The organism is Trichocoleus sp. FACHB-591, from assembly GCF_014695845.1.
Taxonomy (GTDB): domain Bacteria; phylum Cyanobacteriota; class Cyanobacteriia; order FACHB-46; family FACHB-46; genus Trichocoleus.
The window spans coordinates 21,072-29,670 of sequence record NZ_JACJPA010000019.1; the positions used below are offsets into that span (position 1 = coordinate 21,072).

At 48.8% G+C, this 8,599-nt stretch carries 8 protein-coding genes and 2 pseudogenes; 2 read left to right on the top strand and 8 right to left on the bottom strand.

Annotation, left to right across the window (positions count from 1 at the left end):
• Positions 1-9: 9 nt before the first annotated feature.
• The 4 genes from H6F90_RS02865 to H6F90_RS02880 all read right to left on the bottom strand — a co-directional run bounded on the left by H6F90_RS02865 (position 10) and on the right by H6F90_RS02880 (position 4,162).
• Positions 10-1,158 (bottom strand): phage tail sheath subtilisin-like domain-containing protein, encoded by a 1,149-nt coding sequence (locus tag H6F90_RS02865; protein WP_190550057.1) that lies wholly within the window; start codon positions 1,156-1,158, stop codon positions 10-12.
• Entirely contained in the window at positions 1,158-2,714 is a 1,557-nt protein-coding gene (locus H6F90_RS02870; protein WP_190550058.1) for a phage tail sheath C-terminal domain-containing protein, read from the bottom strand. The genes H6F90_RS02865 and H6F90_RS02870 overlap by 1 nt, the downstream gene beginning before the upstream one ends.
• 77 nt (positions 2,715-2,791) lie before the next feature.
• The gene (locus H6F90_RS02875; RefSeq protein WP_190550059.1) at positions 2,792-3,553 is read right to left on the bottom strand and encodes a hypothetical protein; all 762 of its coding nucleotides are present in this window, start codon (positions 3,551-3,553) and stop codon (positions 2,792-2,794) included.
• Positions 3,554-3,580: 27 nt separating this feature from the next.
• Complete coding sequence (locus tag H6F90_RS02880) at positions 3,581-4,162, bottom strand: DUF4255 domain-containing protein (protein ID WP_190550060.1); 582 nt, start codon at positions 4,160-4,162, stop codon at positions 3,581-3,583.
• A gap of 470 nt (positions 4,163-4,632) precedes the next feature.
• On the opposite strand from H6F90_RS02880, the pseudogene H6F90_RS02885 reads away from it, so the two are divergent.
• Positions 4,633-5,442, top strand: a pseudogene (locus H6F90_RS02885) (IS5 family transposase).
• 188 nt (positions 5,443-5,630) lie between these two features.
• Here the strand turns inward: H6F90_RS02885 and H6F90_RS02890 are convergent.
• From H6F90_RS02890 to H6F90_RS31370, 3 genes and pseudogenes are all read right to left on the bottom strand, one after another.
• Positions 5,631-6,827, bottom strand: a pseudogene (locus tag H6F90_RS02890) (IS701 family transposase).
• A gap of 102 nt (positions 6,828-6,929) precedes the next feature.
• Positions 6,930-7,202, bottom strand: a complete 273-nt coding sequence (locus H6F90_RS31365; protein WP_190550061.1) for a transposase — start codon at positions 7,200-7,202, stop codon at positions 6,930-6,932.
• A 54-nt stretch (positions 7,203-7,256) separates the two neighbouring features.
• Positions 7,257-7,427, bottom strand: coding sequence for a hypothetical protein (locus H6F90_RS31370; protein ID WP_190550062.1), 171 nt, complete (start codon positions 7,425-7,427; stop codon positions 7,257-7,259).
• 48 nt (positions 7,428-7,475) lie between these two features.
• On the opposite strand from H6F90_RS31370, the gene H6F90_RS02905 reads away from it, so the two are divergent.
• On the top strand, positions 7,476-7,664 hold the full coding sequence (locus H6F90_RS02905) for a hypothetical protein (RefSeq protein WP_199295681.1): 189 nt from the start codon (positions 7,476-7,478) through the stop codon (positions 7,662-7,664).
• A 67-nt stretch (positions 7,665-7,731) separates the two neighbouring features.
• Here the strand turns inward: H6F90_RS02905 and H6F90_RS02910 are convergent.
• A partial coding sequence (locus H6F90_RS02910; RefSeq protein ID WP_206756151.1) for a 3'-5' exonuclease occupies positions 7,732-8,599 on the bottom strand: 868 nt, incomplete at its 5' end.

The window sequence follows — 8,599 nt, forward strand, 5'->3', positions numbered from 1 at the left end:
ACTAAGACTTTAGCCACTGAGCGTGACTCCATTACTGCCGTGAATCAGTCGCACCACAATAAACTCATTGGGAACGGTAGGAGCCAAACCCACTTCAGTCACCACCTGCCCCAAAGCTCGGATCTCCGGCGGATTAGTCTCTTCGTTACAGGTGACATAAAAAGCGGCTGACGGTGTTGCTCCTTGTAGCGCTCCTTGTTGAAACAAAGATTCGCAAAAGGCAGTGAGTTCTCGCTCGATCCGCACCCAAAGCTGAAAATTGTTGGGTTCAAACGCAACATCTGCCAGATGGCGATCGCCCCAACGAGCCACTGTGAGAAACAATCTACGAACATTAATATGTTGCCAGTCAAAGCTTTGACTTAAAGTGCGGCTACCCCATACTCGTATGCCTCGGCCTGGTAAAACTCGCAGGTAATTAATACTTCCCGCCTGACTGGCAGAACTGAGGGTCATCTGTTCGCCGTGGGAGAGAGAGACGCTGAGATCGAGTACATCCTCTAGAAGAAAATTTGCTGGAGCTTGATGCACACCAGTATTGCGATCGCTGCGAGCATACACGCCAGCAATATGACCACAAGGTGGAATCCTTAACTCAGGAGGACTATTCTCCACTTGAACCCAAGGGAAGTAAAGCGCTCCATTTAGGGCACCGGGATGTTCTGAGAGTTGCTGCTGTTGTTGTTGAACCGTAGCAACAGTGGCATCTTTCCAGGCATCAAGAATGGCAAAGCGATCGCCTAGTTGCTGGCAGTGGTCTAAAATCGCAGCTTGCATCTGTTGGCTTTGATCCGAAGTTCGGCTCAAATATGAGAGATCCGGAACACAGATCAAATCAACCGTATCTAGAGCTGCTAAAGATTCCAGTCCTTGCAGGAGAGCAGTTTCGGGAGCCAGATTTTCGTCAAGGCGGACAATGTAGCAAGAGGTTCCACCATTGCTGAAGAAGCCGCGCACCGCATAATACAGATAGCTGTTCGGGAGACTAGGGCCAAAGATCTGGAGGAATTGCGTCCATAAGGTCAACTCTTGAGGTTGGTTGACTGAGCCTTGGGAGGCCAGCCCCAGAAAAGCGGGAATTCCCGTCAGGAGCTGACGCTCAAGTTTGGCAAAGACTTCCTCCCGATAAATCCCAGGAATGGAAGACAGGTTAACCATCAGCTACCACCGGGCCCATCCCATTGAGTAATTCGAAAGATGACGAACTCTGCGGGTCGCACCACTGCCACTCCAATCTCTGTGATAACTTGTCCTAAAGCTCTTGCTTCTGGCGGGTTGGTTTCCTCATCACATTTCACGTAAAACGCTTCCTCTGGCGTGTTGCCAAACAAAGCACCGCTCCGCCAGACCATCAATAAGAAGGCTGTGACATTACGACGGATTCTGGCCCAGAGATCGGGGGCGTTGGGTTCAAACACGGTCCACTGCGTGCCTTCATCAATCGATTCGCGCAGATAATTAAACAGACGGCGGACATTGATGTACTTGAATTCTCCATTGGCGTTGCCACCTAGTGTGCGAGCGCCCCACACCCGGATGTTGCCGTTGAGAAAGCGGATGCAATTAACACCGCGATCGTTGAGATCAGCTTGGAGGGTTTTGCTGACGCTGTATTTTAATCCAGTTGCGCCTAAAACCGTTTCGTTGGCAGGTGCTTTATAAACTCCCCGCTGGCTATCCACACGGGCATAAACGCCAGCCATGTGACCGCTAGGTGGGACAAAGTATTTCTTGTTGTTAGTGGCTGGATCGTAGACCTGTAACCAAGGGAAATAGAGCGCTGCATAATCTGAATTACCAGGCAAAATCCCTGTTTCTGGGGTTTCTCCAGGCTTGAGTAGTCCCGCATTCAACTTGTTCTCTGCGCCTACCACCTCTGGCGTATCGAGAATTGCCACGCGATCGCCCATCTGCTGACAGTGAGCATAAATCCTTTGCAGGCTATCTTTATCGGTGATCCCTGGAGCGGCCACAATGGCAATTTCATCAATCGTTTCAAAGGTTTCTAAGGCAGATTGGATCTCTGCCTCTCGATTCACCCAAACTACATAACAACTGCTGCCTCCATTTCTAAAGAAACCAAAGATGGCATGGGCGAGATAGTTCTGGCGCGGGTTTTTCGAGAAGTCCCAAAAGTACTTTTTGAACTCAGAAAAATTGGTGCATAGCTGGACTTGACCCGCCGCCAATAAATCAGGATTGGTTGCAACATCCGGTGGTAGAGTGGCGATCACAGTTGTCGCGCTGCCTCCAGACGGAACTACACTAGCTACGGGAACAGCAGCAGGAACGCGAAGTTGGTAATACCCTGTAATTTGAGCACTATTGGCTGGTGCAGTCGTAAAAGTCACAAAGGCTTTGCTGCCCTCATTTCTAATTGATCTAACACTGCGCTCGCTAGTACTGGAGCCGACAAAAAAGGCAAAACCTGAATCGGTGACAACCTCTGCATTCGCGAAGCCTTCCGGTTTAGGCAGTTCAAAGTCTACTTTTGTTCCATCCCCTATCCCAATCGGTTGCTTATCGGTGGCACTACCAAATGCTTGAGTCGTGAGTTGAGTGGTGGCAGCACCCCTTGAATCGCCGATTGCAGGCGTTGTCTCACCTCCGACCACACCGATAAAGCCAGCGGTACTCGTACCCACTCCTATAATTGGTGCAGATCCTGAAAGCCTCTCTTCAACATACACACCGGGCGTTCTGTAGTCTGCCATTGACGAACTCCTTATCGGAAATTGAGACTTGAGACGGAGATTAAATAAACCCGCAACGCTTTAATAACTCACGTTATTCACAGGCGGAGCAACTGAAAATCTAAACTTTTTACCTGGCCTTGGGTCAGCGCGACTCCCTGAGCTGTCGTTTTGTATCCCTGAGCTGAGACACGAACCACAGGTTTAGGAGATTGTGCGGATGATTGTTGCCAAACTTCTAATCCACTTAAAATGTAATTGCCTTCGCGATCGCTGTAAGTAACAATGTCACTACCCTCAACCTGAATTTTTGCTAAGACAATGGGTGCTAACTGAGAACCTGTTTGGCTTTTAGGGTTGGAAGAATTGTTAATTTGTTCGGTGATGGTACCCTGAATTGCGGTTGGAGGCAGGTCAATTCCAACCGTGGCTCTCTGAATGGTTCCGCTATTGTCACGGGAGACTTGGATGTTGTCAACTTGTGTCGTACTATAACGGCTGCCCGCACTCGGTAAGGATATTGTCAAACTGTACATGCCATCGGGCAAATCAACAAAGTAGAAGCAGCCATCGATTGCAGTACAAGTCAGAAACTTTAGACTTTCTTTATCTCCCAATTTCCGGATTAAATAGAAAGTAGAACCTAATGCAACATATTGTTTATCTGGGTGGTCAAGCATCGTTTGCCAGCGATCGCGATATTGCACTGCTTTCATCGCCAGCCAGCGAGTAAACGTTTCTGGGGCTTGCTCTATTTGCACATCCGCACCCTGAATGAGTTGTCCTGTGAGGGCATTCTGCACTGAGCCACAGATCGCCACTTGACGACGAGTTAGCTCCAATTGCGTCCACTTTGGCATCTCCTACCTCTCGTTGCAGCCTATCCCCTAAATTCGTTGATCCATGACCAGCGGTACAGCTTCGTCTTCTTCGTCATACACTGGCACCGCGATCGTCACCGTATAATTCATCGCAGGCTTGGGTCTGCCACCCATGGCCTGCCAAAATTCTCCTAAGCTTTGTAACTGAGGTGGCCGTAGCGTCAGCGCTCTCGGTAAAGGTTCTTGTCCTCTCAATTGCCCCTGTAAAACCGGAGCTGGAATTTTGGGATAGCGTAGCAACGCTTTCATTACCTCGCCTAATAAGCGATGTTCAGTTTGAAAATCTGAAGGTTCTTTGGGCCAAACCGTGATCAGATAGGAGCAATCAATCCGTACAGGTGGCCGTCGCCTCATGGCTTGACCATTGCTTTGACGCTCAATGATCCACTCGTTACTGCGTAGTTCTAAATTTTCACGTACATCATATAGAAACAGATCGATCGCAGGCAAACTGACATTCCTAGTGAAGTCTTTGTCAGGAGTGGCGAAGCTAATAGTTACTTGGGTTAAAGCATCAGGAGCAACAAGACTAGGTGGTAACTCACGTCTAATTAACTCTTCCAGCGAACTGTCCAAATCATGTAACATAAGTGAAAACTTGATTCATCTTGCTTTGTACTTACTGCGATAGATACATGCAATAGACACAAGCAATCAAAAGTAAATTGAATTTAGCTTGACGAAAGAGTCTCAGGCCTCCAAGAATATTGCTTTCTGCATTTCTACCCTAAATCTTGCAGACTGACGAGGAGATGTTATGAAGTCTTAATATTAATCTTGATAATAAGGTTATGTTACAGCCTGGATTGGAGCCAACAAGAATATGGTATGGACTATTAGATTTATTACTGTGCGCTAATTGCAGCTAAATGGATCGAGAAGTTATTAGGGAATTAATTATATGATTAATAGATTGTAGTGATATTTAACAAAATTTTTGATTAAAATAATAGTGAATAGTATGGTAAGTAGCTAGGACGTGTTTTAAAACCCGAAGCTAGAATAGAGATGAAGAGCAATAAAGAACAACTGTAACGATATTGGTTGCACGCAATCCAATCTCACGAAAAGACTTGACCAATCAACAATGGCAACGACTACAACCCCTGTTGCCCAAACCCAGCCCAAAAGGTGGGCGACCTGCCAATGATCATCGCACCGTCATCAATGGCATTCTGTGGATTCTGCGCACCGGAGCTCCTTGGCGGGACTTACCCGACCGCTATGGAGAGTAGGAAACTGTTTCAGGACGCTTCTATGCTTGGCGCAAGCGTGGACTCTGGCAACAGATCCTGAAGCAGCTACAGCAGCAGGCTGATGGTGCAGGTAAGTTTGACTGAAGGGTGCACTTTGTGGATGGCAGTGTGATTCGATCACATCAACATGCAGCAGGAGCAAGCGGCAGTGATGCAGAGTCAGAGGCACTGGGATATAGCAAAGGTGGGTTTAGCACCAAGATCCATCTGCGCTGTGAGGGCAATGGCAAACCAGTGACCTTCCTACTGACGGTTGGGCAACGCAACGAGTCGGTGGTGTTTGAGTCTTTGATGGAGCAAGGTGAGGTCAAACGAGTTGGCCGTGGACGACCCCGTCTGCGTCCGCAACGAGTCGCAGCAGACAAAGCCTACACAGGACATCCCATTCGCTTCTATTTACAGCGACGTGGTATTGGAGCTGTCATTCCCCGTCGCTCGAATGAATCTCGACGAGGGACACGATTTGACCATCGGGCTTATCGAGAGCGCAATCGCATTGAACGAACCATCAATCGCTTAAAGCAGTTTCGACGCATTGCCACCCACTACGAGAAACGGGCAGAGAATTATCTCGCCATGCTCTCCATTGCGGCAATTCTCCTTTGGCTCTAGGCTTTAAAACACGCCCTAGTACTACAGTTGTAGATTTAGGACTATTAAAGAACACTGCCGCTTATAGTGATGAAATCTTGCAATTGCCTGATGCATCCGCCGCCAAATAGACCAGCCCAAAATATAAGTCACGCTCGGTGTCCAAGCCCACACCAGCACCCATAATACTCGACGAACTTCAGGCATACTCAGAGTGACTTCAAGCCGCATTTGCATTGGAGATCGCTGATTGAAGGGGACGCTGAGATGCTCAAATCCCCCTTTTTTACCCTTGGCTGAGCACCTTGACCCCGAGCAACGGTTAAAAAAGCATGAGCCACCAGAGTCAGGGTAATGTGACGATACCAGCCCTGCCAAGAGCGCACTTCATAGTGGTCTAAGCCAACTTCTCCTTTGGCGGTTTCAAAGCCCGTTTCAATGGTCCATCGAGTCCCCGCTACGCTTACCATTTCCTCCAAAGTCGTTGAGGCGGATGCAAAGATGACATAATAGGCGCACTCCATCGGCTCGCTCAAACTTCGTCTCACTAATAACCAACGTTGCCACTTGGGTGCAGTTGGGCAATTAAACCGCACCTTTGCCCAATCGTAAATCCTGGGACCTTTTGTGCCATCTCCACAACTGAGTCTGACCCAATCACTAGCGCTTAAGTTTGCTGCCACCTCATCTGCGCGATACTGCTCATAGCCAATCCATAGAGGCTCTTTGACAGAAACAGCCAGCACATAAGCTTCCCCCTGTTCCTCCGGCCACAATCGCAAGCGTCGGTCACTGCCATACACTTCATCTCCGCTCACCTAAGCATGAGGCACTTGAGCCTTAAATAAGCGCTGCAGCATTTGACGAGCTGATTGAGGCTTCGTTGCAAATTGAACGGTGTCTGGGACTCCAACCTGCTGACAGCGCTTAGGTTCATCAGTCCAACTCTTGGGTAGGTACAGGTCTCGATCTAGGAACGTGTAGCCGTCTGGAGTGGCATAACTGAGAAATACCCCAATCTGACAATTTTCAATTCGTCCAGCGGTTCCACTATACTGCCGTTGGACGCCCACAGATTGATTGCCCTTCTTCAGAAATCCAGTTTCATCAATGACGGCTACCGCTGCGCTATGACCCAGGTGTTCGACAACGTAACTCCTCAATTCATCCCGTGCCAAGTTGGCATCCCACACAGAGCGACCTAATAGATGCTGAATTGCATAGGGATTGGCATCTCCAACTTGCTCAGCAATCTGCCAACCATTTTTGCGTTCCACTGAACTGAGCAAGCCTTGCAAATAATCCTGGGCGTGCTGCTTGGTTTCGACTCGTTTGAAGTAAGGAGCGAACCTTTGGTTTAACTGCTCAAACTCATCTGCCCATCGCTCGACATCGTCAGTTGAAATTGAGGTCGCAGTTGTTGCCAGAATAGATTGATATGAGAGCGTCACAAAAAATATTTGTATCCTTTGCTATATCTCTATTTTAGCCAATCTACAACTGTAGTACTAGGATGATTTAAACTTAAAACGCTCTAGCGTATATCCACCTTGTTCACTTCGTGATGCCATGCCCTCCATTACAGCAAGGGCTAAGTCATATTCATTATCAAACATTCGTCCTGCAATTTCATGCGCCTTGAGTTGATGCCACTGTCCTTCGATGAGATTCATCTGTGAGCAATAAGCAGGCAAAAAGAACATGAATAATCCTTGCTCTTGCCACCGTGCCCATTGTTGACGAACTACTTTACTGGTGTGAATCGCTCCATTGTCTTGCACGATAACGCTGAGCCGTCCCGTTTGTTGGAGTGTTTTAGCCGCTCTCGCGGCAACCTAATCCATCACGCTGATGTAGCTTGCGCTCTTCAATCCTCCTTGTACCAGTGCATACTCGAACTGTTCATCCGGTTGCCAAAGACCCAAAATGCTAATCCGACTCCCGTAGCGTTGCTGCGTTTGCTCCAGGCGTTTCTGTTTCCCGATGCGACTGTAGCTGTAGCTCACCGGGCTCCATAGACAAAACCCCGATTCATCTAAATACTTCAGCTCGATGTGTTGCTCTTGTGCGGCTTGCTACAAGCAGCAGTTGAGCGGGGTGCGGCACCCATCACTCTGATTAATGGAGAAAAGCTGATTGACCTGCTGATTGAGCACAAAATCGGCGTACGCACTCGCTCCGTAGAAATTCTAGAGTTGGACGCGGATGCGTTTGCTCAATGGGATGAAGAAGACACCCCGTGAAGCAAAGCAGGAATTCCTGGGAGCGAGTTCAATAAAGAGTGATTCAAGCTAGCCTCCTCTCCTAGCGCTACAGCCGCTGCAGCGTGCAAAATTTTTCTGTAATCAGAATGCGCTTGGTTCCAGCGTGCTCAAAGTTTACAGTAATGATTTCTTCGGAATTTATCTTTTGGATCTCTACCGCCATCACCACACCTAGCCCAAATTTCTCATGTTGAACTCGCTCTTGCCGTCTTAGGTTTCCTAATAAATTGGATGCCAAAGAAGCTGGGCGATCGCGATTGGCTAGGGTTGCTGAAGGTTGGGCTCGGTTCCGAAAAGACTCTAGTCCGGGAAAATCTAGCAATGACGTGTCTGCGCCTGGAAGGGGAGCGATCGCCTGCCAAGGTTCCAGGTGCTCCTCCTCAAGCCCCAGGCGGTGGAGAATTTGCTGCTGCTGGGCGGCTCGTAGGCAGCGCTGAATCGTATGGGCGATCGCTGCTTGGGTCTCGGGTGCCACAGTCCACCACTGCTGGAAGTAGCGATCGAACCCTAAACTCGCAACGTCTTTGACAACCTTTGCCACATCACCCGCTTGCCAAGTTTGCGGATCGCTCTGGAGTTGCTGGTGGAGCTGCTCTGTTGTTTGAAGCGTTTCTGCCACTCGAGCTTCCTGAAGAAATTGAGAGAGGGGGTGGGGCTTGAGCGTATACAGGTGCAGTTCCTTTTGAGCCCGAGTAATGGCCACGTAGAGGAGCCGACGCTCTTCTTCCAGTTGTTCGGACGTTAGGTTCTCACCAAACGGCAAAGTCCCTTGGTTACAGTGGGGAATGATCACGACCGGCCACTCCAATCCCTTGGATTGATGAATGGTGGTTAAGCGAATACAGTGATGGGGAGTTTGTCTCGCTTGCGTCACTTGTGCCTGCAATCGCTCCAAGTGCTCTAAAAATGCCAAT

Coding starts and splice junctions, on each gene's coding strand:
- H6F90_RS02865 (WP_190550057.1), bottom strand. CDS start 1,158: ATGGTTAACCTGTCTTCCATTCCTGGGATTTATCGGGAGGAAGTCTTT.
- H6F90_RS02870 (WP_190550058.1), bottom strand. CDS start 2,714: ATGGCAGACTACAGAACGCCCGGTGTGTATGTTGAAGAGAGGCTTTCA.
- H6F90_RS02875 (WP_190550059.1), bottom strand. CDS start 3,553: ATGCCAAAGTGGACGCAATTGGAGCTAACTCGTCGTCAAGTGGCGATC.
- H6F90_RS02880 (WP_190550060.1), bottom strand. CDS start 4,162: ATGTTACATGATTTGGACAGTTCGCTGGAAGAGTTAATTAGACGTGAG.